The organism is Treponema putidum, from assembly GCF_024401155.1.
GTDB classification, from domain to species: Bacteria; Spirochaetota; Spirochaetia; order Treponematales; family Treponemataceae; genus Treponema_B; species Treponema_B putidum.
Genome location: NZ_CP038804.1, coordinates 1,118,617 through 1,141,435, shown reverse-complemented (window position 1 = coordinate 1,141,435; position 22,819 = coordinate 1,118,617). Strand labels below are relative to the sequence as shown.

The following is a 22,819-nucleotide window of genomic DNA, read 5'->3' as shown; positions in this document are numbered from 1 at the left end:
TGAGAGGTGTATTATGCGTAAAGCTCTGATTTCTTTTTGTTTTATTCTTTGTTCTTTTTTTCTGTTTGCAGGCGATATTGCAACCTTTTCGAATTTAGGTTTTTCACCTGATGGAAGTAAATTTGCTTTCGGCCAATACGGCTTGACCGATGAAACCTATCGTGCTTATGCAGAAATATATTGCATTGATGTAGAAGCAAACAACTTTTTGCCTTCAGGACGCTTTATAACAAGTCCGACATCTGAGACTGCCGATAAAGACAGTAAAAATATATTTTTAAGCCTTTTGGATAGGGCTAATCCTTCCCTTTTAAAATGGAAGATAAGCGATAAAAATGAGGGTAGGGCTATTTATTCGGCTACAGACTCTACAATAAACGAAACAACCTTGATTTTTAAGGACTTTGAAACCAATGATGAGTATAAGGTCATGCTGTACAAGGATAAAAAATCCAATTTAGAAGCATCTTTTTATATTGAAGTTGAAATCATAAAACCTAACGGTAATAAGATAAAAAAAGAAGCCGGCCTAAAAGGAAAAACCAGATCAGGTGTACGGGACTACGCAATAAAAAAGGTAATTATCGATAACACAAACACAAGCCTCATCTTTGTAATAGAAAAACATCAATATGATAAAATGGGAAACTCCATCCGCTACATGGTAGAAACAATTAAGCTATAAGTATTTCCGCATCAATTGACAGTAAACTTTTAATGTTCTATAATTACCCCCAAGAATAACTTTTGGGGGTATTTTTGAGTATGCACATTGTAGAAGCAAAAAAAATTACGGAAGAAGTTAAGAGGATGGCTATTGAGGCCGCCTATTATCTTCCGCAAGATGTATTGACAAGTTTAAAGATGTCGCGGGAAGCCGAAAAGTGGAGCTTAGCCCGTGATACACTCGATCAAATTATAGAAAATGCCGATATTGCAAAAAATACGAATTCGCCCATGTGCCAGGATACGGGAATGGCTGTAATTTTCGTTACGATTGGGCAAGATGTTCACATTGAAGGCGGATACATTGAAGATGCTATAAATGAGGGTGTAAGACAGGGCTACACGGAAGGTTATTTAAGAAAATCCGTTGTTGCCGATCCAGTTTACAATAGGGTAAACACAAAGGATAATACACCGGCAGTAATCCACTATAATATTGTACCCGGCGATAAACTTCATATTATGTTTGCAGGCAAGGGTTTCGGCTCCGAAAATATGTCCCGCCTTGCAATGCTTAAGCCCTCCGACGGCCTTGAGGGGGTAAAAAAATTCATATTGGAAACTGTAGAACTTGCAGGGCCTAACCCCTGTCCTCCCATAGTTGTAGGTGTCGGAATAGGCGGTACCGTAGATAAGGTAACCTTAATAGCAAAAAAAGCCTTGATGAGACCGATGGATAGTTATAATCCCGATCCTTTCTATGCTAACCTCGAAAAAGAAATGCTTGAGAAAGTCAACGCCTTAGGTATAGGCCCCCAAGGTTACGGAGGTAAGACTACGGCTTTAAGGGTTTTAATCGAAACCTATCCCACACATATTGCAGGTCTTCCTATTTGTGTAAATATAAACTGTCATGCAACACGCCATAAGGAAGTTACTTTATAAGGGAGGAAGGAAAAATGTCTGAGATGAAAAAACTTACAACACCATTTACAAGGGAAGATTTAAAAGATGTTAAGGCCGGAGATATTGTTTTATTGAACGGCTATATTTATACGGGAAGAGATGCAGCTCACAAACGCCTATGCGAACTTTTAGAAAAGGGAGAAAAACTCCCCATAGATGTAAAGGGGGCTGTCATGTACTATGTAGGGCCTAGCCCTGCAAAGCCCGGAGAGCCCATAGGTTCTGCAGGGCCTACAACCAGTTACAGAATGGATGCCTACACGCCTCAGCTTTTAGATGAGGGGCTTATGGCTATGGTCGGAAAAGGAAAAAGAAACGATGATGTAGTTGCAAAAATAATAGAACATGGAGCTTGTTATTTTGCCGCCATCGGAGGAGCCGCTGCCTTGATTAAAAGCCGAATTAAATCGGCCGAAGTTATCTGTTATGAAGATTTGGGAGCTGAAGCTGTCCGGAAGCTCTATGTTGAAGACTTTCCCGTAACCTGCATAATCGATTCTAAGGGGAACAACCTTTATAAACTGGGACGCGAAGAATACTTAAAAAGCCTAAACTAAAAGGTAGATGACTAATTTACAAAAAATTAATCTAGAGCTTAAAAGTCAAAAAGAAAAATTTACAGCTCTTTTAAAAGAAAATGGCCTTATTGCGGACTCCCTTGAAAGTGTTTACGGCATTTTTGATGAAGCCGACAATTTGGCCGCTTGCGGAGGGCGGGAAAAAAATATCTTAAAATGCTTTGCCGTAAAAGATGAATTTAAGGGCCTCGGTTTTACCGACGAGATTTTATCGGCCCTCTTAAAAGAGGCTTACGGAGAAGGTTATAAGTTCTTTTTTATATTTACAAAAAGATCAAGCGTTTCTTTTTTTACGGGGGCAGGTTTTATAAACTTAGCCTCATCGGATGATTCTTCCTTATTATACAGGGGAGAAAAAAACGTAGAGGAGGTTTTAAAGAATGAGCTCTTTCCTTATTGCCCTGACGGTATACTTGACGGTATAAGTGATGAGGGAAATGCAGCCATAGTTATGAATGCAAATCCCTTTACCCTCGGCCACAGATATTTAATAGAAAAAGCCTTAGACTATTGCGGAAGCAAGAGCCTCCTTTTTGTTTTTGCCGTTGAGACCGACAAAAGTTTTTTTTCTTTTAATGACCGTTTTATGCTTATCAAAAAAAATACGGAAGACTTAAAAAATGTAGTAGTGCTTCCTTCATCTCAATTTTTAATAAGCGGGGCGACATTTCCGTCCTATTTTTTAAAAGAAAAAAGTTTAATAAGCAAAAATCAAACTCAGCTTGATGCAAGGATATTTTTAAAATACTTTGTACCTCTTTTTAATATTAAAATTCGCTTTTTGGGAGAAGAACCCTTAGACCCGAGTACCGAAATATATAATCAAACTCTATTGAATGAGCTCCCTCCTCAATGTGAGGTAAAAATAATTGAGCGTAAAAAAACTCAAAATCAGCAAATCATTTCCGCAACGCAAGTTCGAAAGGCATTTCAAAATAATAGTCTTGAAGAAGTACGTTCCTTTTTACCCGAAATAACTTATAATTTTTTAAGGTCTTTAAAACAAAAAGACTAATTGATACCGGAGAAAAGATGAGTTTATCTTTATTGGAAAAAAGAGAAAAAACCGACTCCTTTGAAAAAGAAATTTTAAGCCGCTTTCCTTTTAAAACACTTGTAGTAATCAGGGCCAATATTCCGGGCGGAAAAAAGGGCTCAATCGAATCGAATTGGATTGTATACCGCATTTTTTTGGAATGTAAAAAAAAGATGGTCCCTATAAAAATTTTTCATTCCTATACTGATGAAGAAGGCTTAATCTTTTTTTTGATTGTAGATGCTCCGCCCTTGGAAGTAAAGGCTTTGAGCATAAAAATTGAAGATGATGAATCCCTTGGCCGTCTTGCCGATATCGATGTTTTAACTGCGGAAAAACTTTTTTCGCGCAATGATTTCCCCCAAAATAATAAGAGGCGGAAATGTTTTTTATGCAAAAAAGATGCCGTGATCTGTGCGAGGAGCCGTACTCATTCCCAAAAAGAAATAATGGATTTTATCTTAAAAAAAGTTCATGAAAATTGGTCTTTCAAAAAATCGGACGACGACCGGTCTTACGACCTGTCTAACGACGGGGATATTTTTGAACTTTTGGGTAATTTAACCGAAAGCTCCCTCCTTGCAGAGCTTTGCCGTCCATTAGGTTTCGGCTGTGTTACGGCTAATTCCCAAGGCTCCCACAGGGATATGGATTTTTTACTCATGCTTGAATGTATTCCCCTGATAGGGAATGCAATTAAAAATTTAAGCGAAAAAGATTGCGGATCCTTTGATGCCCTGCGTGAATACGGAAAAAAACAAGAGAAAAAACTGTTCGATTTAACGGGCGGGGTAAACACCTATAAGGGGGCCTTATTTTTGCTTCTTATCTTAAATGCCTGCACATTCCGGATAATAAAAGAAAAAAAAGTCTTCGCCGATTTAAGCAAAGAAATTGCAGATTTTTCTCTTCCCCTAAAAAGAGATTTTGAACTTAAAGCCTGCTCTTCGGCTTCTTTACAAGCCTTTAATAATTTAGGGAGCGGGGGAGTGAGGGGCTTAGCCCTTTCAGGCTTTGCAGAACACTTTCAAAATTGGCTACCCCTCTATAAAAAAACTTTTTCAGAAGGCGGGGACTTTGTAAAAATTATTGTTAAGATGATTGAAACTACCTGCGATACTACAATTATAAAGCGCAAGGGCGAAAAAGCCCTACTTGAGGTACAAAAAAAAGCTCACAGTCTCCTTTGCATAGAGGAAGGACCGGCTCAAGAAAGAGCTATAAAAGAATTTTCCGAATGGTGCGAAAAAAACAATATCTCCACAGGCGGCACCGCCGATAAAATTATCATTTTGTATAATCTGAAGCTGATAAGGGAGATTTTTAAAGATTTAATAAGTAAAACCGTCAAAATGCCGGAAATTTCTCCTCTTGTTAAAGAATTAACCGGTATTATAAATGAAACTGATTTAGAAAGTATAAGCTATATGAATCGAAAAATTCTTCCTTGACAAAACTATAAAAAACGTATATAATTTGACACATATCGTTTGGAGGAGGTATTTTTTATGAAATTTGTTAAAAATGTTCTTAATAAAATGATGTATAAATCTCCCCCCCCCCCGTAATTTTGTCCATATTTTAATATTAGATAATTTCACCATAGTATTAAATAATATCAACATAATATTGCATAATAAGCTTTTTTGTATTTTACAGGCTTTCCCTGAAATTTTACAAAAAAGCTTTTTTTTTGCTCAACAGGACTTCTTGTTCTGCAAATAGATATTTATCTGCGGTTAAAATTACCGCAAAAGGAGTTTTTAGATGAAAAAATATTTTTTGGGTTTGGCTGTATTTACAATTATTGTAAGTACTTTGTTTACGGGATGTGAGACACTTGAAAGCGGAAAGGGAGAAAAACAACCTTATTTTAGCGAAAAAAATGAGCAAAAGTTTCTTAAACCGGATCAACAAATAGGGTTTACAACCGAGGGCCTTTCAGAGAAAATACAATTTACAAAAGACAGCAAAAGGCTTATGCTTCCCGTATCTTATCAAGAAGCCGAAAAAGTTTTTGGCTTTGATGAAAAAGAAATTGAACGGTTAAATTCAAATTCAGGTAATAAACTCTGGACAAGAATGAATAAGGTCTTAAACACAAATAAAAAACAATGGCCTTTGCAAGCTGCTTCGGCCAACAACGGAACGGGCAATGTTCTTTATATTTTATACCTTGCAGATTTTATCAATGTTTATGAAGATAAGGCTCCCTCAATGGTAGACATGACAAATGCACCGGACTGGTTTAAAGAAGTATTGGCATACCGCAAAACCGTTCCTAATTACGGTAAAACCGAAAGAGAGCTTAATATTAATACATTAAATGCCAAGGTAATAGCCGGAAACAAGGAAGTCGTTGTTTCATGGACTACAAATAAATATTTAAAAGGTGTTATTATTGAATGGTATCATGATGATTATATGAATCGTAAAAAAATAACAATTACTGACGGAAGTACAAAATATGAGTTTAAGGATTTGCAAAATCTTAAACCTTATAGATTTATTGTTAGTTTTGCAGATAATTCCGGCGAAGTTATAAAAGAATATTGGCGTGATGCAACACCCAGAAGCGGGGACAAAAATAAGGATTATATTAAAGGAACTTCCGACTTTGTAAATGCAAAATATGAACTTTTACTTACTGAAGATTATAATATAAGTTGTTATGACTGGGGTAGGGATGTTAATAAAATTGCCTTTTCTAAAGACGGAAAAATGATATTGGTTCCCAACAAGTTTTTAAAACCTGAAAATATTTTTGACTACACCAAGGAAGAGATGGGGTATAAAGATATTTTTTGGACAAGAATGGAAAAAGTATTAAAAACTAAAGATAAACAAAAGAGTTTTTTTGCTTCAATAGCCGGCGAAAACGGTAACGTTCTATGGCTTCTTTACTGTGCCGATTTTTTAAATATCTATCAAAAAAAGCTCCCCGGCATGGTCGATTTATCGAACGCCCCCGACTGGTTTAAAGCTTTAATGGCACAAAGAAAAAACTCGCCCGATTCTTATGTAAAGGATGAGTATAAATAGATTTTAAAATGCGTCCTCCCGCCTGTCAATACAGGCGGGAGGGGATAAGGAGGAGTTTTTAGATGCCGATGATGCTTAATCTTGAAAAAGAGCTTATAAGAATAAGCCCTAAAAACGGCAAACACATTGAATACTCGCTTAATCAGGGACAAACTTGGTATCTGCGTTTTCAAGGCTATCAAACAGGAGTCTTTTACGATATTGCAGACGGCGGAAAAGAGCTCTTAGCAACAACCGAAAACGGTCTTTTTTATTCGTTAAACAGGGGCATGACCTGGTATAAGAGGGGAGTAATGGGAAGATGAGAGAGAATAATAATTTAGATGAGATAATCATTTCTATCTTACTTAGAATAGATATAAATTTTTAATAACATTAATTAAGGAGTTTTTTATGTTGAATGCGGTTTATAATTCTATTTATGAATTGAAAGACGGATTAAGTATGACGTACTCTGTTTTGATAATAGTAGCAGGCTTAGCAGGTATAGGCTTAACAATATATTTAGCCATAAAAATACCTAATAAAATTGCTTCTATAGCCGTTACTGCTTTAGGTGTTTTTTTATGTATGATTCCTGTGATTACATCTTTTAATGCTTTAGTGGATAAACAGGCTACAAGTGATTTAGCTAAAGAATATCAGGCAGAGTTAGCTCGCGTAAGATGGAACTTGATCTATTGGAACAGAAAGAAATAAATGCAAAACAAGAAATAATAAATACAAGACAAGCTATTGGTATTGAATCTCTTGAAAGTGAGTTACGTCTTTTAAAAAATGCACAGCTGCAAATGAATGATTATACCGAAATTTCAGAGATGAATTTACTTGAAACAAATCTTAAACAAACCAGCGTTAACAGAAAAATTACCAGACCTTTATATATAGAAAAATGGACTGACGGAATGTGGTGGTGGAAAGAAGATAAAGAACTAGCCTGTTATGATGAAGCTATTGTTATCTGGACCCATGATATAATTGCAAAATTCGGCTTTGATATAAAGGAAATCCGTATTGCAAATTCACAAGAAATGCAGAATACAATCTTGGTTTCGGGAGTAAAGCCTAAATTTACCGGAAAGACAAAGGACAAGCATCATAAAGAGTTGGCGGAAGTAAGAACTACGTATTTAAATCCAAAAGACATAAAAGATACCTTTGGCCATGTAACAGGTGTCCCAATAGAAAATATTATGAAAAAGAATTTTAATAAAAAAATTTTGATAGATCCACAACAAGATCGAGTGGCCACCGATTATGCCGATGTTTGCCGTGAAGAATTTAATGAGAGGCTGTTGCAAGGTGTTGAAACGAAGTTTATGGAAGAACCGATAAAAAAACTTTCCGAAAAATTCTTAAAACTTATTTTAGCACCATTAAATAAAAAAATTATTTTTGTTGAAGAAACATCAGAAGATGCCTTAAGTCTTGAAGATTATCTTAAAAATCAAGTGGAAACGCTTGAAAATAAAAAAACAAACATAGAAAATAAATCCAAAGATGATGCAATAAAAGAACTTGATGAAGAAATAAAAAAAGAGCTTAATTCTGAAAATCAAGATAGTGAATCTGAAAACAAAGACGGAGAATAAGCAGATATAAGGTATTGTTATTATTGAATTATAAATAGAATATGGAGGATTTTATATGAAAAAAAGGAGTATATTAATAAAATTTTTTACTATACTTTTGATGATTTTGATATCATTGGGAATTTCAGCTTGTCAGAATGTACAGGCTGTAGGAACAAGAGATTTTAATGAACCTGTAATATGCTTTGCCACATCAAAAGAGATAGGCAGTACTCTTACTCTTATTATATATGCTGATACTGAAAATCAAACAGATGTCTGGATAGATTTAAATAATAACGGACAAAGGGATAAAAATGAAAATATCGTAAAATTTCTATCTTCTGATGATGATGGTACAGCTGAATATGTTATAAATGCCCAAATAATTAGTATTTACGGTAAAATAACATATTTAGATTGCGGAAACAATCAGATAACCGAACTTAATGTATCGAAGTCTCCTGAATTGACAAATTTGTATTGTTATGAAAATCAGTTAACTAAACTTGATGTATCAAAGAATCCAAACCTGATAAATTTAGGTTGTGGCACTAATCAGTTAACCTCTCTTGATATTTCAAATCTTAAGGATTTAACAGACCTAAGATGTTATGAAAATCAGTTGACTAAGCTTGATGTATCAAAGAATTCAAACTTGACATTTTTAAGTTGTGGCACTAATCAGCTAACTTCTCTTGATATTTCAAATCTTAAGGATTTAATAGACCTAAGATGTTATGAAAATCAGTTGACTAAGCTTGATGTATCTAATATTAAAAATTTAGAAACATTGGGTTGTCATGAAAATCAATTGACTAAGCTTGACATATCAAAGAATCCAAAATTGAAAACATTAAGTTGTGGTAATAATCAACTAGCCTCTCTTGATGTATCAAATCTTAAAAATTTAGAGATGTTAGGTTGTAATGAAAATCAGTTGGGTAAACTTGATGTATCAAATAATAAAAACTTGAAAACATTGGAATGTAATAACAATAAGCTTCAAAAGCTTGATGTATCAAACAATCCCTATTTGACCTCATTAAGTTGTAGTTATAATCCTCTGAATGTATTAGATATATCCAAAGTTACCGAATTGACAGAATTATACTGTTATGAAAATCAATTGAGTGATTTAGATATATCAAAAAATACAAAGCTGACATTCTTGAATTGTGGTAATAATCAACTAACATCTCTTGATATATCAAATCTTTTCGAGTTGACAGAATTATACTGTTATGAAAATCAATTGACTAAGCTTGATGTAGCAAAGAATCCAAACTTGACATTATTGAATTGCGGAAATAATCAGTTAAAATCTCTTGATGTTTCAAGTCTTAAAGATTTAGAAACATTAGGTTGTTACGAAAATCAATTGCCTAAACTTGACATATCAAAGAATCTAAAATTGAAAATATTAAGTTGCGGCACTAATCAACTAGCCTCTCTTGATGTTTCAAGTCTTAAAAATTTAGAAATATTAGCTTGTCATGAAAATCAACTTGCAAAACTTGATGTATCAAAATGTTCTAAATTACAAGAGTTATGGTGTCATCAAAATAAAATTAAAGGTAAAAATATGGATGCCTTAATTGGGTCCCTTACAAGCGGGACTACATCTGAGGGCAAAGCTCGAACCCTTGTTGTTGTTTATCCTACAGCTGAAAATCCTATCGAAGAAAATATATGCACTAAGCTTAATGTTGATAATGCTAAGGCTAAGGATTGGGATGTGAAAAAAATTATAAATGATAAAGATGAAACTGAAAATTATGACGGAACCAAGTAGTTTTTAGTTTGACTATTACCAACTCCTAAAATACTCAAACACCGCTTCCATAGTTCGATCCAAGGGCAGACAATGTTTCCATGCTTCGATTGGGGCATTATCGCCGTCAGCAGGGATTGTGAATTTTAGCCCGTCAGGCAATTCCTGCATAATTTTACTTATGAGCTTATTTATTTTTTCTTTATCCTTAGGACTTGCAAAATCTCTTAAACCGCCGATAAGGCCGTCACGAAATTCTGGGACATCTATCAAATAATCGAGGCGGGAATTCCAGCGGAGGTCTCCGTAAATATGGGTATAATAAAATATACGGGCAAGAGCCTCCGTTTTTTGAATATTAAAATATGGGAATATTTCTCTTATACTTTTAATTAAAATTTCCTTACCCAGCTTAAAACGGACTTGACTCTTATAAAGATGAGTTTTAAATTCCTCTTTTTGTTTAAGATTCCATATTTGCCATTCTTTAGTATTTAACTGCTCGGCAAGTCCTTCAACCTCGTAATTATAATCCCAGCCCATGTGGGCATAGTATTGGTGGGTACTTGCAGAGCTTTCTGGAGCAACAATTTCATCGGGATTTATGTCGGCTATATTCCAATCCTTAAAACGCTGCAAGGCCTCATTGAGCCTTTTTCCGTTTTTATCCTTTACGGTTGCATCCATTAAAACATAGACCGCATCCTGAATCAGCTTTAATTCTTCCGGTCTTTTTAAAGAAAATTCCTTTCCAAGTATATTTGCAATGTGTTCATCATGTACTTTTCCTGTTGCCATAAATACCTCCAATGACGATATTATACCATATTGTTTAATACTATGAGAATAAGTCTATCCTGACAATTGAAAAATATCCTATTCTATGATATAATCAATTTACAGGGGTAATTAAAAATGCGGAAAAAGTTTGATGATTTAACCATCGCAGACGACTTTATGTTTTGCAAAATCATGCAGGATGAAGAAACGTGTAAAACCTTTCTTGAAATGACTCTAGCCGATAAAATAGGATAGAAAATATGATAGAAAAATTAAAAAGCAATGAACAAGCGAGAAGCGAATACCGCTTTATCTCAGGGTTTGAAATGGATGCCCGCTATTATGGCAGACAAGAAGGTTTAGAAGAAGGTAGACAAGAGGGCTTGAAAGAAGGTAGACAAGCCGGAATGCAAGTTGGAAGAGAACAAGGTTTTACAGAAGGGGTAATGCAAACTGCAAAGAACTTGCTTGATATAGGTTTATCTGTTGAAAATATCTCAAAAGCTACAGGTTTAAGTTGTAACGAAATAGAAAGACTTAAAATTAAGCAGTAAGTTTAGTCTGCGGTTAAAATTACCGCAAAAAGGAGTTTTTAGATGAAAAAATATTTTTTTTGTTTGGCTGCATTTACAATTATTGTAAGTACTTTGTTTACAGGATGTGAGACACTTGAAAGCGGTAAGGGAGAAAAGCAACCTTATTTTAGCGAAAAAAATGAGCAAAAGTTTCTTAAACCGGATCAAAAAATAAGGTTTACGATCGAGGGGCTTTCAAAGAAAATACAATTTACAAAAGACGGTAAAAGGCTTATGCTTCCCGTGTCTTATCAAGAAGCCGAAAAAGTTTTCGGCTTTGATGAAAAAGAAATTGAAGTCCTCAATGACACCTCGACCGAAAATCCATTATGGTATCGTATGAATAAGGTCTTAAACGCAAATAAAAAACAAAAGCCTTGGGATGTTGCTTCGGCCAACAACGGAACGGGAAATGTTCTTTATATTTTATACCTTGCAGATTTTATCAATGTTTACGAAGATAAGGCTCCTTCAATGGTAGATATAACAAATGCTCCGGACTGGTTTAAAGAAGTATTGGCATACCGCAAAACCGTTCCTAATTACGGTAAAACCGAAAAAGATTTTAGCATTAATACATTAAATGCAAAGATAAAAGCCGGAAACAAGGAAGTCGTTGTTTCATGGACTACAAATAAATATTTAAAGGGTGTTATTATTGAATGGTATCATGATGAGTATATGAATCGTAAAAAAATAACAATTACTGACGGAAGTACAAAATATGTGTTTAAGGATTTGCAAAATCTTAGACCTTATAAGTTTAAAGTTAGTTTTGCAGATAATTCCGGCGAGATAATAAAAGAAACATATTGGCTGAGGGCTACTCCCAGAAGCGGGGATAAAAATAAGGATTATATTAAAGGAACTTCCGACTTTGTAAATGCAAAATATGAACTTTTACTTACTGAAGATTATCATATAAGTTGTTATGACTGGGGCAGGGATGTTAATAAAATAGCCTTTTCTAAAGACGGAAAAATGATATTGGTTCCCAACAAGTTTTTAAAAGCTGAAAATATTTTTGACTACACCAAGGAAGAGATGGGGTATAAAGATATTTTTTGGACAAGAATGGAAAAAGTGTTAAAGACTGAAGACAAACAGACTAGTTACTTTGCTGTATCAGCCGGCGAAAACGGTAACGTTCTATGGCTCCTTTACTGTGCCGATTTTTTAAATATCTATCAAAAAAAGCTCCCCGGCATGGTCGATTTATCGAATGCCCCCGACTGGTTTAAAACTTTAATGGAACAAAGAAAAAACTCACCCGATTCTTATGTAAAGGATGAGTATAAATAGATTTTAAAAATGCTTCTTTCCGCCTGTCAATACAGGCGGGGAGGATAAGGAGTTTTTATATGAAAAAATATTTTTTTGGTTTGGCTGTATTTATAATTATTGTAAGTACTTTGTTTACAGGATGTGAGACCCTTGAAAGCGGGAAGGGAGAAAAACAACCTTATTTTAGCGAAAAAAATGAGCAAAAGTTTCTTAGACCTGAGCAGCAAATAAGGTTTACAACCGAGGGGCTTTCAGAGAAAATACAATTTACAAAAGACGGTAAAAGGCTTATGCTTCCCGTGTCTTATCAAGAAGCCGAAAAACTTTTCGGCTTTGATGAAGAAGAAATTGAATCGCTAAATTCAGATTCTTATGATAAACTTTGGATCAGAATGAATAAGGCCTTAAACACAAATAAAAAACCATGGCCTTGGGATGCTGCTGAGACTAATGATTGGGGAGGCAATGTTCTTTATATTTTATACCTTGCAGACTTTATCAATATTTATGAAGATAAGGCTCCTTCAGTGGTAGATATGACAAATGCACCGGACTGGTTTAAAGAAGTATTGGCATACCGCAAAACCGTTCCTAATTACGGTAAAACCGAAAAAGAGCTTAACATAAATACATTAAATGCCAAGGTAATAGCCGGAAACAAGGAAGTCGTTGTTTCATGGACTACAAATAAATATTTAAAGGGTGTTATTATTGAGCGTTTTGATGATAGTTACTATAATAATCCTAAGAAAGTTACTATAACAGATGGAAGTACAAAATATGTGTTTAAAGATTTACAAAACCTTCAATCTTATGAGTTTAAAATTTCTTTTGCAGATAATTCCGGCGAAGTTATAAAAGAAATATATTGGCTGAGGGCAACACCTAGAAGCGGGGATAAAAATAAGGACTATATTAAAGGAACTTCCGACTTTGTAAATGCAAAATATGAACTTTTACTTCCTGAAACCTATAAGATAGACTATTATTATGGTAAGAGCGTAAATAAAATTTTATTTTCTGAAGACGGTACAATGATATTGGTTCCCAATAAGTTTTTAAAAGGTGAAAATATTTTTGACTACACCAAGGAAGAGATGGAGTATGATGAAATTTTTTGGACCAGAATGGAAAAGGTGTTAAAAACAGAAAATAAACATCACCATTACTATGCTTCAATAGCCGGCGAAAACGGTAATGTTCTATGGCTCCTTTACTGTGCAGATTTTTTAAATATCTATCAAAAAAAGCTACCCGGCATGGTCGATTTATCGAATGCCCCCGACTGGTTTAAAACTTTAATGGAACAAAGAAAAAACTCGCCAGATTCTTATGTAAAGGATGAGTATAAGTAGGGCTTAAATACAAGAAAAATGATTAAAATTCGGCTTCAGGATTGTTCCGGTGGATGTATTCCGACCACTTATGATCCGCTCCGGCGATGTGCTCAACAAGCCACCTGCCTAAAAAATCATAGAATTGGCGTCCTGTTTCGATATTTCCTGAGGCTAGAGGCACAATCGCTTCCTTTATTTTTTTTATAAAAGAATTATGTATGGATGTATGTTCTTTTAGTTCAGGATACTCATACTCCTTCATAATTTTTTCTTCTTCGGTAAAATGATAATATGTGTAGTCGGATAAATTTTTTATCACTTTACCGATTTTTAATTTATATTCTTCTTGCGGCAACTCAAGTAAATCTTTAAACTGCCCCATTATGGACAAAAGTTTTTTATGATGTAAATCGATTGTGTTATAACCTACGCTTAAGGAGTCTTCCCATTCAAAATTTTTAATTTCACTCATAAAGGTATTTTAACCTATTACAAAAAAAAGTCAAGGGAAGAATCATATTGATTTCCGTGTATATAAAAATCTTAAGATGGCCTTGACATAGGCCTCTTAAATTGTTACCCTAGTTATATATTTTGGTTATCAATTTGATTTGGAGAAAATATGAGCTCAAATTTTAAACTATCGATTATGCCGGTTTTTGTTCCGCTTTTTGCAGCCCTTATTGCCATAAGCGGTTTTATAGCATTTCCGCTTCCCGGGACTCCCGTTCCCATAGTGCTTCAAAACATGATGCCTATTTTGGCATCGGGGCTTTTAGGAGGGCTTTACGGGACGGCTTCAACAGCTCTTTTTTTGACTGCCGGTTTGATCGGCCTTCCAGTTTTTTCTGGAGGCAGGGGAGGCCTAGCTCATCTTGTAGGGCCTACGGGAGGCTTTTTAATAGGTTATCTCGCAGCAGCCGCTTTTTTGATTATTTTTTTTAGAAGGCCGGGGGCAAAAGACCTTGCCTTAGTTTCTTCAGGGAAAAGTAAGAGCATTAAGTTAATAAACTATTTAAAAATAATTGCAGCCTCTTTTTCGGGCTTTGCTCTTATTTATGTTTTTGGGATAGCAAGATTTATGCAGATTACAAACAGGGGGCTTTTTGAAGCCTTGAGCCTTGCCTGCCTTCCTTATTTGCCGGGGGATTTTATCAAGATGATATTGGTTTCCGCTTTAATTTATAAATTGCGTCCCGTAACGGCAAGATATTTTTTAGAGGCATCTTCTTAAACTATGAAAGAAGAAATTATAAGCTTAAAAAATATAACCAAGACCTTTGTTCAAAGCTCTTTTGACGGAACGGTTAATTTTAAGGCCTTGGACGAAATTTCTTTGAGCGCCTTTAAGGGAGAGTGTCTTCTTATTTCGGGGGCAAACGGTTCGGGAAAAACTCTTCTTATGTCGATTATTGCAGGACTTATAAGACCCTCATCAGGAATTTTAGACGTAAAAGAAAGATGCGGCATAGTTTTTCAGGACTCCGGCTTACAGATATTGGGAGAAACACCTGAGGAAGATATTATGTTCGGGCTAAAAAATATAAAACTGCCGCAGGAAGAAAGGAAAAAAAGATTGGAAGAAGCCTTGGAAAAAACCGGCTTAAAGGATAAGCGATATTATTCTTCCCGTTCCTTGTCTGGAGGAGAAAAGAGGCGGCTTTGTGTTGCAGGAATTTTAGCTATGAGGTTTCCCTTAATCATCTTTGATGAGCCCTATGCAAATTTGGATTATGAAGGGGTAGTGCAGGTCAACACCCTTATTAAAGAATTAAAGACCGAAAACTATACCCTTCTTCTTTTAAGCCACGAGCTTGAAAAATGCTATGCCCTTGCCGATAGGTTTTTAGTTCTCCATCAGGGGAAAAAGGTTTTTGACGGGACTGCTGAAGAGGGCTTAAAGCAAAACCTAAAAGAATGGAGTATAAGACCTCCGCTTACTTCATATACAAAGAGGGAGGATTTAATTTGGATATAAGACCCTTATTTTCTTACCGGAGGGGAACGAGCTTTTTATATAAGATGTCCCCTCTTTTAAAACTGTTTTTTCTTTTCGGGTTTACAGCCCTGATCTGTTTTTTTCCTAATTATGTTCCGTTTTTTTCGGTTTTTTTTGTTTTTTTTGCCCGTTTTATAGGCTTCACGTTTTTAGAGCAATTACGGGATTTTAAACCTATCCTGCCTTATTGTCTGCTTCTTGTAAGCCTCCATGTTTTTTCAGTTTTTATAAAAACGGAAAGCAGCATAAAAGATTTGACATTTCTTATCTTAAAACTCATCTGCCTTATGCAGATAAGTTCCCTTTTTTTTAATACCACAAGCTCTCTTCAATTAAAGGAAACTCTGGAAAAAAAATTACCCTTTAGGATGTCGGTTTTATTTTCTCTTTTCTTGTTTTTCATTCCTCTTTTGTTTTCTATTTGGACAAAGCTGGATTACTCTTGGAAAGCAAGGGGAGGTAAAAAAAGCCTTTTAAAAATTTTTAAACTTTTTCCGATTTTTATTTCCGAAGCCCTTTATAAGGGGAAAAAACTTTTATATGCACTAAAAAATAGGAAACAGAGTTTTGGGTTTGAGTGAAGGATTGGAAAATTTTAAGCGTTATTTCTACATCGATAAAAAATTTACCGCATAGTTGACGGCTTAGCTCTTATTTTGTATAATTATACTCTATGAAAGTGTTATATTTAGGAGTGGAAACTTTAAGGGAAGTATCCAAACCTGTTGAAACAATAGATGAAAATATCAAAAAACTTGTGGACGAAATGTTTGTTACCGTAAAAAAAGAAAACGGAATAGGTTTAGCCGCTCCTCAAGTAGGAGAAAACATAAGACTTTTTATCGTATTTATAAACGAACAAAAATATATTTTTATAAATCCTGAAATTATCGAAACATCTCAGGAAATGTGTTTGATGGAAGAAGGCTGTTTGAGCATACCGAATGTCTATGATAATGTTATGCGTCCGTCTTCGGTAAGAGTTCAGTTTTTGGATATTGAGGGCAAAATAAAAACCATAGATGCATCAGGCCTTCTTGCCAGAGTTATTCAACACGAAAATGATCACTTAAACGGAATCCTTTTTATAGACCGTCTAAGTGAAGAAAAAAAAGCCGAGGCGATCGAAAGGTTTGAACATAAAAAGGCTCTTTCTTTAAAAAAGAGGATCCGTCTGAGATGAAAATCTTTTTTGCAGGAACCCCTTCCTGTGCCGTTCCGGCTTTAAATTTAATAGCTCGAGAATTTGACCTTTGCGGAGTCTTGACAAATCCTCCGGCTCCGGCAGGGCGGAACAAAAAGATACGGGATTCCGAAATAGCGGCTGCAGTAAAAGAGCTTATAAAAGAAGGGACCTTACCGGAAGATTTTCCTGTTTTGATGCCCCAAAAACTTGATGAAGAATTTAGAAAAGAGCTTATAACTTTAAAGCCCGATCTTTTGGTTTGTTTTGCCTACGGTAAAATTTTCGGGCCTAAGACTATGGCCGTTTTTCCGTTGGGCGGAATAAATATTCATCCCTCTCTTTTACCTAGGTGGAGGGGCTCTGCTCCCGTTCCTGCAGCTATACTGGCGGGAGATAGAGTTACCGGGATAACAATTCAAACCCTTGCTCAAAAAACGGATTCGGGAAATATTTTAGGACAGCTTGAAATTCCTTTAAACAATTCCGAAACTACCGAAAGCCTATTAGCTGATTGTTCCGGTAAGTGCTGCCCGCTTTTGCGTGATGTGCTTTCTGATTTTGAAAATAAATTAAAAACGGCAAAACCTCAAGAAGAGGCGAAAGCTCTTTATTGTTCAATGCTAAAAAAAGAAGACGGGCTTATAGATTGGTCAAAGTCAGCCCAAGAAATTGAAAGAAAAATAAGAGCCTTTACCCCATGGCCGGGCTGCTTTACCTTTAAAAAGGGTGAAAAAATAAACATAATTGAAGCCGATTTATATGATGGGGCTTCAAATGAAATGACAAAAAATAAAAAATTTGGTACAATACTGGGAACAGATAAAAAACGGGGTATTTTAGTTCAAACAGGGAATGGAATACTTGCTGTTTCGGTATTGCAAAAACAGGCTAAAAAAAAGCTTGAATGGAAAGACTTTTTAAACGGCTCATCCGATTTTTTGGACGGCGGTTTTGAAACATAAATTTTAAGATATGGATGGTGTAATCAATGGGACTCGATAATATTTCAGACAGTATAGAGGGTAACGGAAAAGTAATAGTTGTTACCTCTTTGGTAATGGTTTTGTTTTTTATCCTTATTTCCACAATAGTGTTTTTTATGTCGGTAAAAACTGCCGATCAAGTTTTGGTTCCTAATATTGAAGGCGAAAAATTTGAAGATGCGGTTCTTAAACTTCAAGTCAAAGAACTCTATCCCCGTCTTCAACTAAGATTTTCAGATAATCCTGAGGATGCCGGAAAAGTTTTAGAGCAAAGTCCTCCGGCAGGTACTATCGTTAAAGCAGGTAAAAGAATAAATATCGTTGTAAGCAGCGGTGCCGTTCTTGACAGGGTAGAAAATTATGTAGGAAAAACCATATCTGATGTACAACAGCATTTTGCTTCTCTTTTTACTGCGGGGCGAAAACAGTTAATTTCCATAAAAGAACCTATTATGTATAAAGCAAGTTCAATTCCTGCCGGCACTATCTTGGAGCAAAATCCTTCTCCTGACACTGAGATTTCGGAAGAAATTTTAATAGAGTTCATAGTGAGCAAGGGGCCTGAAAATGAAAAAGTTTCCGTTCCTAACATGGAAGGCTTTAAACTTAACGATATTTATTCTGCAATATCTCAAAATAAAATTTCGTTTACTATAAAAGCTGAAATAAATTCCGCTTTGGAAACTCCATTAGTTGTAAGCCAAAGTGAACCTGCCGATTCTTCTGTAGATGCTTATTCTCAAATAGAATTAGGTTTACAGTTTCCTGAGTCGACTGAGAAAATGATTTACGGTCTATATTCTCCTATTTTGCCGAAGTACCCTTATCCTGTAAAAGTTACGGTAGATGCCGTATATCCTGACGGAAAAAGGGCAGAGCTTATAAGTTTTAATCATCAGGGCGGAAAATGCGATATTCCTTATGGACTTCCCCAAGGAACGGTTCTTGTCCTGACTGTATTAAATAAACAGGTACAAATGTTTGAAGTAAAACAATAGCTTGTAACTAAGGTATAGCTCATATTGTTTATGAAGAGTATTCTGTAAAATAAATTATTAGAGGTCAGATAAACAGTTCGGCACAAATGGTGCCTCTCTGTTTATCTGCCGAGTTTGCCTTTCAGGCAAACGTCGCATTATTGTATGCAGTTTGTAAACAAACTGCGTGAAAAAACTTTTTTCGCAAATTGATATTTGCTGCAAAAAGTTTTTATTAGAGGTATAGAATGAATAGAAAATTTTTAAGTATTTTAAGTTTAATTATGTTTTTGCTTATTTTGGGTTCATGTAAAACAGTACCCAAAAATGATCCTAATTTTTTAGGAGATTTTTCCCCTGTAGAATTGGGAACCATTATGGCCGGAACCGTTACAAGAATAAAGGAAGAGATAAAGCCTACCGAATTTAAATTTACTTTTTTTCCACGTACAAATATTATATCGATTCAGCATAAATTTATGGTTGATAAGGTTGAAATATTTTTAGATCAGGGAGATAGGGAAATATTGATTAAGGCAATGGAAACCTATCTGTCTTCTTATAATGATAAAAATTTGAGTGCCGCTAACGCTAAGAAAAAAGCTTTTTTCGGGAAGACAAAGGTTTATATGACTTGGGGACTTTTCGGCGGAGGCGCACATGAGGCAGAACCTACATTGAGGGCTGAATATCAATTGTTATCGGAAAATCGGCCTTATTTTATCTTAGGTAATGCCAGTACAAAAGCGGTAGGAGAGAAGGATGATGCAAGCAGCCCTGCTTTAAGATTGGCTTTTTCCCCTGCTCAATGCGAGGACTTTATTGAACTTTTAAAACAAGAAAATCTTGTTAAAATTGTAGAAGATATGCAAAAAGATTTTGAACGTTTTGAGCCTTCACAAAAAACTGAAAACCAAAATACTGAAAATTCTGAAGAGGATAAGGTAAATTATGACGGTTTTTAATAAACGAAAATAAACCTGAATATAAACCGCAAGGGCTTATTTTATAAATCTTCTATTTTTCCGTCTTGATGTACGATAAAGACTCGCGGAGTATTTTTAGTAAAAAATCCGTTTTCTACTATACCGGTAATTTTATTTAAACTTTCTTCCAAGACTTTGGGATCTACGCCGGCTTCTTTCGGCCATCTTACATCGATTATAAAGTTTCCGTTGTCGGTAACAACAGGGCCCATTTTCTTTACACCTTCACGTAATACTACTTCGATGCCTTGAGCTTCAAGAATCTTAGTAATACTTAAACGTGCTTCCGGTATAATTTCTATAGGGAGGGCAAATCCTTTGCCAATGGACTTAACTTTTTTTCTTTCATCGGCAATAACAACAAATTCTTTTGAATTATATGCTATTATTTTTTCTCTAAGAAGGGCAGCTCCTCCTCCCTTGATTAAGTTTTTATCGGGATCGATTTCATCTGCTCCGTCTATGGCAAGGTCTAAGGAACCTCCTATTTTTTTTGAGCTTAAAGAATAGACAGGAATGCCTAATTTTTCACATTCGATTGAGGTTTGAAAACTTGTCGGTACGGCAAAAATTGTGTTTATTTTTTTTGACGACAATAATTGCGCTATACGGTTTACAGCCGACAAAGCCGTCGAACCTGTTCCAAGTCCTATTTTTATTCCGTCAAAAATTTTCCCTTCGGAAAAAAGAGTGTCGATTGCATGATAGGCAACCTTTTTTTTAAGTTCCGAGATATCCATTATAAATACTCCTTTCCTGCAAAGGCTTTAAACTGATGATAGGCTTGATACTCAAGCATTTTATAGCCGTTACAAACCTGACATCCGGCCGTCCTTGCCCTTTTTAATAACTTAGTAGTTTCGGGCCTGTAAATTAGTTCAAATACTTTTTCTTTTCCCGTAAAGGTATAAAAATTAAGAGGGTCTATATCTATGTCAGGCTCCATACCTGCATTTGTGGTTTGAATTATCAGTTCCGAAAAAACATAAAGCTGTTTTATATTTATCGGGTCCAATAGAGCCCATTTAAATTTATATTTTTCGGCTATATCTTTGGCTTTTTCGGCCGTACGGTTAAAGATACAGGCTTTTCCATGGAGAGAGCTTATTACTTTTGCAACAGCTCTGGCAGCTCCTCCGGCTCCTATAATAGCAACCTTATATTTGCGTAAGTCTTTTTCATTTAAGAACTCTATTAAAGCCTGCTGAAAGCCGTCAACATCTGTATTATAGCCGAACCATTTTTTGTTTTCATTTATCAGGGTATTTACGGCGCCGACAAATTTTGAATCATCGGATATAGAATTTATTTGGGATATAATTTCTCTTTTAAAAGGAGCCGTAACCGAAAGACCTTTTATATTAAGAATATTTGCAAAGTCCAGAGCTTCCTTAGAGGATAGTGCCGATATGGGAATATAAACCGAATCAATACCTTTTCTTTTAAAACCATTATTGTGAATTTTCGGACTTAAACTTGTGTTTACATCGTTGCCTATAACTCCATAGATGCTTGTATTATTATTAATTTTTGAAAAACCGTATAAGTCTTCTAAGGTTTCAGGATCTATGAGTTCTTTTTCAAGTTTGTTTTTCTTTATATATTCCGGAGTAAATGTATAAACAATTTGGGAATTTAATTTCTTTGATAGAATACGAGAAGTTAAACCGTAAGGGCCCATTACTGATAAGATATATTGTTCATTTTTTATCAGTTTTGAAGCTTTAAAAAGTTCTGAAACATCGCTTATGGAATTCGCAGTAAATGCCAACTTGGGAATGTCTGTTTCAAAGCGGCTTAGACCCTCTACAGTTTTTACTATATTCTTTACCGGAGTTTTGCAGTGTAAACTTCTTATAATTTTAATATCAAAGGCTCTTGCCGCTTCTTCGATTCCCGATGAGTTAAAATCGCTTTCCAAATCGATATAAGCAAAGTTTTTTATCGGGTCGGAGTTTGCATAGGCAAGACCGCGGGCAAAGATCGTCATTCTGGATCCTTCTCCCCCTGTAAAGTTTCCTCCGTCAGACTTACGCCTTACGGTTAAAATACAGGGGATTCCGGCCCGCTCCGGAAATTTTCTTAAAGAGAGTATTTCGCTTTGATTGAGATAATCTACGCGAAGTTCTGCAATATCGATAAATTTTTTATATTTTTCCAGTGCAGAAAGATTTTTTTCGATAGTTTTTTCAGTTAAAACAAGACATACCTTTGTAGACATAATCAGCTTTTTTTTCTGTCTTGTGTTACATAACTGCCTTCAAAACCCTTAATTTCTTTTATTTTTTTAAGCCAATATTCAGCCTCGGTTTTGTTCTTAAAGGGGCCGACTCTTACACGGTGAGTAAGTCCTGTAGCTGTTTCTTTGGTGAAAATTTCCGCCTTCATATGCTTTGAAGTGAGAGTATCTCTTGCCGCCTCTGCATTTAAGCGGCTTGTCAAAGAAGCTGTTTGAACCCAGTACAGTGTGGAAACCGTCTTTTGCTCAGGGCTTTTTTTGGCAACCGGTTTTTCTGCTTTTTTAGCCGTCGTGGTTTCGGCTTTAGGCTTTTGAGTTGTATTTGAGCTAAGACCTTTTACCGAAGCTACACCTGTATTTTTATTATCTGTTTTGGCAGGAGAAGCCTGAGTTTCGGTTTCGGAAGTTTGTTTACCGCTTTCTTGGTTTTTGCCGGCGTCTTGGTTTATGTTTAAATTTTCTGCGAGATTATCTGGTAAACTTGCCGTTTTTTCATCTTTTTGAGGATTCGTTAAGTCGCTTACATTTATTGAAGTTTCAGTTTTCCCCGGTTGGCCCTCACCGTTTACAACGGTTATATTGTTTGCAATATTTACAAGAGTGGGAGACTCCGATTCAAGCGGAGGAATTGAGTCGGGATTTCGTGTCCATTGAAGAGGATCAACATTTGTATCCGTTTTGTCGGCTTCTATTCTGCCTAAATCGGATACTTGTGCCGCAGTCATGGTGCTTTTATTACGGAATGGAGCATACAGGTATAAACCTACACCGAAGATAATTAAAGCAAACAATGAAATAAAAAGTACTATCCATAAAATTTTTTTCTGTTCCATAAATCAA

Annotated in this window: 25 protein-coding genes; 20 read left to right on the top strand and 5 right to left on the bottom strand. The window is 35.5% G+C overall.

All coding sequences use genetic code 11. The features are described 5' to 3' along the window. Positions 1-13 precede the first annotated feature (13 nt). From E4N74_RS05430 to E4N74_RS05385, 10 genes are all read left to right on the top strand, one after another. Positions 14-685: a DUF2259 domain-containing protein gene (locus E4N74_RS05430; RefSeq protein ID WP_044979391.1), complete on the top strand. Its 672-nt coding sequence runs from the start codon at positions 14-16 to the stop codon at positions 683-685. Positions 686-765: 80 nt separating this feature from the next. Then, the gene (locus tag E4N74_RS05425) at positions 766-1,611 is read left to right on the top strand and encodes a fumarate hydratase (RefSeq protein ID WP_044979390.1); all 846 of its coding nucleotides are present in this window, start codon (positions 766-768) and stop codon (positions 1,609-1,611) included. 14 nt (positions 1,612-1,625) lie between these two features. After that, the gene (locus E4N74_RS05420; protein WP_255819221.1) at positions 1,626-2,189 is read left to right on the top strand and encodes a Fe-S-containing hydro-lyase; all 564 of its coding nucleotides are present in this window, start codon (positions 1,626-1,628) and stop codon (positions 2,187-2,189) included. A gap of 7 nt (positions 2,190-2,196) precedes the next feature. Next, positions 2,197-3,225, top strand: coding sequence for a nucleotidyl transferase family protein (locus tag E4N74_RS05415; protein ID WP_255819220.1), 1,029 nt, complete (start codon positions 2,197-2,199; stop codon positions 3,223-3,225). Between the two features lie 17 nt (positions 3,226-3,242). Beyond that, positions 3,243-4,697 carry a citrate lyase holo-[acyl-carrier protein] synthase gene (gene citX / locus E4N74_RS05410; RefSeq protein WP_255819219.1) on the top strand — a complete coding sequence of 485 codons (1,455 nt, stop codon included), beginning with the start codon at positions 3,243-3,245 and terminating at the stop codon, positions 4,695-4,697. Between the two features lie 316 nt (positions 4,698-5,013). Continuing rightward, the gene (locus E4N74_RS05405; RefSeq protein WP_255819218.1) at positions 5,014-6,288 is read left to right on the top strand and encodes a hypothetical protein; all 1,275 of its coding nucleotides are present in this window, start codon (positions 5,014-5,016) and stop codon (positions 6,286-6,288) included. Between the two features lie 62 nt (positions 6,289-6,350). Beyond that, positions 6,351-6,593, top strand: coding sequence for a beta propeller repeat protein (locus tag E4N74_RS05400; RefSeq protein ID WP_255819217.1), 243 nt, complete (start codon positions 6,351-6,353; stop codon positions 6,591-6,593). 88 nt (positions 6,594-6,681) lie between these two features. Then, complete coding sequence (locus E4N74_RS05395) at positions 6,682-6,987, top strand: hypothetical protein (protein ID WP_255819216.1); 306 nt, start codon at positions 6,682-6,684, stop codon at positions 6,985-6,987. Continuing rightward, positions 6,954-7,880: a hypothetical protein gene (locus E4N74_RS05390; protein WP_255819215.1), complete on the top strand. Its 927-nt coding sequence runs from the start codon at positions 6,954-6,956 to the stop codon at positions 7,878-7,880. The genes E4N74_RS05395 and E4N74_RS05390 overlap by 34 nt, the downstream gene beginning before the upstream one ends. A gap of 55 nt (positions 7,881-7,935) precedes the next feature. Further along, entirely contained in the window at positions 7,936-9,654 is a 1,719-nt protein-coding gene (locus E4N74_RS05385) for a leucine-rich repeat domain-containing protein (protein ID WP_255819214.1), read from the top strand. Between the two features lie 15 nt (positions 9,655-9,669). On the opposite strand, the gene E4N74_RS05380 is transcribed toward E4N74_RS05385, so the two are convergent. After that, the gene (locus tag E4N74_RS05380) at positions 9,670-10,431 is read right to left on the bottom strand and encodes a hypothetical protein (protein WP_255819213.1); all 762 of its coding nucleotides are present in this window, start codon (positions 10,429-10,431) and stop codon (positions 9,670-9,672) included. 242 nt (positions 10,432-10,673) lie between these two features. Here E4N74_RS05380 and E4N74_RS05375 point away from each other — a divergent pair, with 242 nt between their 5' ends. The 3 genes from E4N74_RS05375 to E4N74_RS05365 are packed head-to-tail and all read left to right on the top strand — an operon-like array spanning position 10,674 to position 13,627. Next, positions 10,674-10,967, top strand: a complete 294-nt coding sequence (locus E4N74_RS05375) for an RpnC/YadD family protein (protein ID WP_049992362.1) — start codon at positions 10,674-10,676, stop codon at positions 10,965-10,967. A gap of 42 nt (positions 10,968-11,009) precedes the next feature. Continuing rightward, a complete protein-coding gene (locus E4N74_RS05370) occupies positions 11,010-12,290 on the top strand; it encodes a fibronectin type III domain-containing protein (RefSeq protein WP_255819212.1) in 1,281 nt (426 codons plus the stop codon). A 59-nt stretch (positions 12,291-12,349) separates the two neighbouring features. Beyond that, complete coding sequence (locus E4N74_RS05365; RefSeq protein WP_255819211.1) at positions 12,350-13,627, top strand: hypothetical protein; 1,278 nt, start codon at positions 12,350-12,352, stop codon at positions 13,625-13,627. Between the two features lie 22 nt (positions 13,628-13,649). Here E4N74_RS05365 and E4N74_RS05360 read toward each other — a convergent pair whose 3' ends face one another. Continuing rightward, positions 13,650-14,081, bottom strand: coding sequence for a bacteriohemerythrin (locus E4N74_RS05360; RefSeq protein WP_044979378.1), 432 nt, complete (start codon positions 14,079-14,081; stop codon positions 13,650-13,652). A 150-nt stretch (positions 14,082-14,231) separates the two neighbouring features. Here E4N74_RS05360 and E4N74_RS05355 point away from each other — a divergent pair, with 150 nt between their 5' ends. From E4N74_RS05355 to E4N74_RS05325, 7 genes are all read left to right on the top strand, one after another. Beyond that, positions 14,232-14,843 carry a biotin transporter BioY gene (locus tag E4N74_RS05355; protein WP_255819206.1) on the top strand — a complete coding sequence of 204 codons (612 nt, stop codon included), beginning with the start codon at positions 14,232-14,234 and terminating at the stop codon, positions 14,841-14,843. A 3-nt stretch (positions 14,844-14,846) separates the two neighbouring features. Next, on the top strand, positions 14,847-15,587 hold the full coding sequence (locus tag E4N74_RS05350; RefSeq protein ID WP_255819205.1) for an ABC transporter ATP-binding protein: 741 nt from the start codon (positions 14,847-14,849) through the stop codon (positions 15,585-15,587). Further along, positions 15,578-16,189 carry a hypothetical protein gene (locus E4N74_RS05345; RefSeq protein WP_255819204.1) on the top strand — a complete coding sequence of 204 codons (612 nt, stop codon included), beginning with the start codon at positions 15,578-15,580 and terminating at the stop codon, positions 16,187-16,189. The genes E4N74_RS05350 and E4N74_RS05345 overlap by 10 nt, the downstream gene beginning before the upstream one ends. Before the next feature lie 92 nt (positions 16,190-16,281). Further along, a complete protein-coding gene (def, locus tag E4N74_RS05340) occupies positions 16,282-16,791 on the top strand; it encodes a peptide deformylase (RefSeq protein WP_044979374.1) in 510 nt (169 codons plus the stop codon). Further along, on the top strand, positions 16,788-17,756 hold the full coding sequence (fmt, locus tag E4N74_RS05335; RefSeq protein WP_044979373.1) for a methionyl-tRNA formyltransferase: 969 nt from the start codon (positions 16,788-16,790) through the stop codon (positions 17,754-17,756). The genes def and fmt overlap by 4 nt, the downstream gene beginning before the upstream one ends. Positions 17,757-17,782: 26 nt before the next feature. Beyond that, on the top strand, positions 17,783-18,775 hold the full coding sequence (locus E4N74_RS05330) for a PASTA domain-containing protein (protein ID WP_044979372.1): 993 nt from the start codon (positions 17,783-17,785) through the stop codon (positions 18,773-18,775). A gap of 227 nt (positions 18,776-19,002) precedes the next feature. Beyond that, on the top strand, positions 19,003-19,719 hold the full coding sequence (locus tag E4N74_RS05325) for a hypothetical protein (protein ID WP_044979371.1): 717 nt from the start codon (positions 19,003-19,005) through the stop codon (positions 19,717-19,719). A 41-nt stretch (positions 19,720-19,760) separates the two neighbouring features. Here E4N74_RS05325 and rpiA read toward each other — a convergent pair whose 3' ends face one another. The 3 genes from rpiA to E4N74_RS05310 are packed head-to-tail and all read right to left on the bottom strand — an operon-like array spanning position 19,761 to position 22,812. Further along, positions 19,761-20,480, bottom strand: a complete 720-nt coding sequence (gene rpiA / locus E4N74_RS05320) for a ribose-5-phosphate isomerase RpiA (RefSeq protein ID WP_255819202.1) — start codon at positions 20,478-20,480, stop codon at positions 19,761-19,763. Then, a complete protein-coding gene (locus E4N74_RS05315; protein WP_044979369.1) occupies positions 20,480-21,961 on the bottom strand; it encodes a type I 3-dehydroquinate dehydratase in 1,482 nt (493 codons plus the stop codon). The genes rpiA and E4N74_RS05315 overlap by 1 nt, the downstream gene beginning before the upstream one ends. Before the next feature lie 2 nt (positions 21,962-21,963). After that, a complete protein-coding gene (locus E4N74_RS05310; RefSeq protein ID WP_044979368.1) occupies positions 21,964-22,812 on the bottom strand; it encodes an SPOR domain-containing protein in 849 nt (282 codons plus the stop codon). Between the last annotated feature and the right edge of the window lie 7 nt (positions 22,813-22,819).

Coding starts and splice junctions, on each gene's coding strand:
- E4N74_RS05325 (WP_044979371.1), top strand. CDS start 19,003: ATGAATAGAAAATTTTTAAGTATTTTAAGTTTAATTATGTTTTTGCTT.
- citX (WP_255819219.1), top strand. CDS start 3,243: ATGAGTTTATCTTTATTGGAAAAAAGAGAAAAAACCGACTCCTTTGAA.
- E4N74_RS05390 (WP_255819215.1), top strand. CDS start 6,954: ATGGAACTTGATCTATTGGAACAGAAAGAAATAAATGCAAAACAAGAA.
- E4N74_RS05355 (WP_255819206.1), top strand. CDS start 14,232: ATGAGCTCAAATTTTAAACTATCGATTATGCCGGTTTTTGTTCCGCTT.
- E4N74_RS05385 (WP_255819214.1), top strand. CDS start 7,936: ATGAAAAAAAGGAGTATATTAATAAAATTTTTTACTATACTTTTGATG.
- E4N74_RS05425 (WP_044979390.1), top strand. CDS start 766: ATGCACATTGTAGAAGCAAAAAAAATTACGGAAGAAGTTAAGAGGATG.
- E4N74_RS05365 (WP_255819211.1), top strand. CDS start 12,350: ATGAAAAAATATTTTTTTGGTTTGGCTGTATTTATAATTATTGTAAGT.
- E4N74_RS05380 (WP_255819213.1), bottom strand. CDS start 10,431: ATGGCAACAGGAAAAGTACATGATGAACACATTGCAAATATACTTGGA.
- E4N74_RS05430 (WP_044979391.1), top strand. CDS start 14: ATGCGTAAAGCTCTGATTTCTTTTTGTTTTATTCTTTGTTCTTTTTTT.
- E4N74_RS05420 (WP_255819221.1), top strand. CDS start 1,626: ATGTCTGAGATGAAAAAACTTACAACACCATTTACAAGGGAAGATTTA.
- rpiA (WP_255819202.1), bottom strand. CDS start 20,480: ATGGATATCTCGGAACTTAAAAAAAAGGTTGCCTATCATGCAATCGAC.
- E4N74_RS05370 (WP_255819212.1), top strand. CDS start 11,010: ATGAAAAAATATTTTTTTTGTTTGGCTGCATTTACAATTATTGTAAGT.
- E4N74_RS05395 (WP_255819216.1), top strand. CDS start 6,682: ATGTTGAATGCGGTTTATAATTCTATTTATGAATTGAAAGACGGATTA.
- E4N74_RS05415 (WP_255819220.1), top strand. CDS start 2,197: ATGACTAATTTACAAAAAATTAATCTAGAGCTTAAAAGTCAAAAAGAA.
- E4N74_RS05400 (WP_255819217.1), top strand. CDS start 6,351: ATGCCGATGATGCTTAATCTTGAAAAAGAGCTTATAAGAATAAGCCCT.
- E4N74_RS05350 (WP_255819205.1), top strand. CDS start 14,847: ATGAAAGAAGAAATTATAAGCTTAAAAAATATAACCAAGACCTTTGTT.
- def (WP_044979374.1), top strand. CDS start 16,282: ATGAAAGTGTTATATTTAGGAGTGGAAACTTTAAGGGAAGTATCCAAA.
- E4N74_RS05405 (WP_255819218.1), top strand. CDS start 5,014: ATGAAAAAATATTTTTTGGGTTTGGCTGTATTTACAATTATTGTAAGT.
- E4N74_RS05375 (WP_049992362.1), top strand. CDS start 10,674: ATGATAGAAAAATTAAAAAGCAATGAACAAGCGAGAAGCGAATACCGC.
- E4N74_RS05310 (WP_044979368.1), bottom strand. CDS start 22,812: ATGGAACAGAAAAAAATTTTATGGATAGTACTTTTTATTTCATTGTTT.
- fmt (WP_044979373.1), top strand. CDS start 16,788: ATGAAAATCTTTTTTGCAGGAACCCCTTCCTGTGCCGTTCCGGCTTTA.
- E4N74_RS05360 (WP_044979378.1), bottom strand. CDS start 14,081: ATGAGTGAAATTAAAAATTTTGAATGGGAAGACTCCTTAAGCGTAGGT.
- E4N74_RS05330 (WP_044979372.1), top strand. CDS start 17,783: ATGGGACTCGATAATATTTCAGACAGTATAGAGGGTAACGGAAAAGTA.
- E4N74_RS05315 (WP_044979369.1), bottom strand. CDS start 21,961: ATGTCTACAAAGGTATGTCTTGTTTTAACTGAAAAAACTATCGAAAAA.